We start from the raw sequence: 1,186 nt of genomic DNA on the forward strand, positions 1-1,186 counted from the left end.
CCCCCCGCCGCGACGACCGGCCGCATCGACGACCCCGCGGCGGCGGGCGAGCTCGACCGTCTCGGCGCGCTCGCCGACCGCCTCGGCGTGACGCTGGAGCGACACCTCGCCGACCGCGATCTCGCCCTGATGGACACCCTCGAACGCCAACGCCGCGCCGTCGCCTTGCAGATCCTCGCCGCCCTGGTCCTGGCCGGGGTGCTCGCGGCGCTCGCGGGCCGGTGGCTGCTGCGCCCGCTCGGCCGCATCGAAAGGGCCATCGGCGAGCTCGGCGAGCACCAGCTCGCCCGCCCGATCGACATCGACGGCCCGGCCGACCTGCGCAGGCTGGGGGCACGTCTCGACTGGCTGCGCGTGCGCCTCGCCGAGCTCGAGTCCGACCGCAAGCGCGTGCTGCGCCACGTCTCGCACGAGCTCAAGACCCCGCTCGCCTCGCTGCGCGAAGGCGTCGCGCTGCTCGACGACGGCGTGCTCGGCCCGCTCGCTCCGGCGCAGCGCGAGGTGACCGGAATCCTCGCGCACAGCGCGCACACCCTGCAGGAGCACATCGAGCAGCTGCTGCAGCTCAACGCCAGCCAGTTCGACGCGCGCTCGCTGCACCTGCAGCCCACCGCCCTACTGCCCCTGCTGCGCGAGGTCGGCGACGAACAGCGCCTGCCCGCACGCGCACGCGGGGTGACGATCGGGCTTGCGGGCGACGCCCCCATCGTGCCCGCCGACGCCGGCAAGCTGCGCACCGTGTTCGCCAACCTGCTCGCCAACGCGATCGCCTTCAGCCCGAGCGGCGGTCACATCCGCATCGAGCTCGGCCTGGCCGGCGAGAAGGTGGTGGTCGACTGCCGCGACGAGGGCCCGGGGATCGCACCCGACGAGCTCGAGCGCGTCTTCGAGCCCTTCTTCCAGGGCCGCCGCAGCCCTGCCGCGCGCGCAGGTGCCCGCGGCAGCGGCATCGGGCTGGCGATCGTGCGCGAGCTGATCGGCGCCCATCGCGGCCGGGTGCGCGCGCTGCCGAGCGAGCGGGGCGCTCACTTCCGCGTGGAGCTGCCTCATGCCTGACCCCCACCGCCCCAAGGCGCACGCAGCGCTTCGCGGCGCAGCCCGCGCGCGCAGCGTGGTCGCGCACAGCCTGCTTCCCGCCGTGCTCGCCGCGCTCGCGGGCTGCGCCGGCCTGCCGGCCTGGCTGACG

General features: G+C 75.7%; 1 protein-coding gene. It reads left to right on the forward strand.

Annotated features, from left to right (window positions below; translation table 11 throughout):
- Positions 1 to 1,056: sensor histidine kinase (locus C667_RS23135; RefSeq protein ID WP_004389436.1), on the forward strand; the 1,056-nt coding region annotated here is incomplete at its 5' end.
- Positions 1,057 to 1,186: the final 130 nt, after the last annotated feature.

This window comes from Thauera phenylacetica B4P, from assembly GCF_000310225.1.
Classification (GTDB): Bacteria; Pseudomonadota; Gammaproteobacteria; order Burkholderiales; family Rhodocyclaceae; genus Thauera; species Thauera phenylacetica.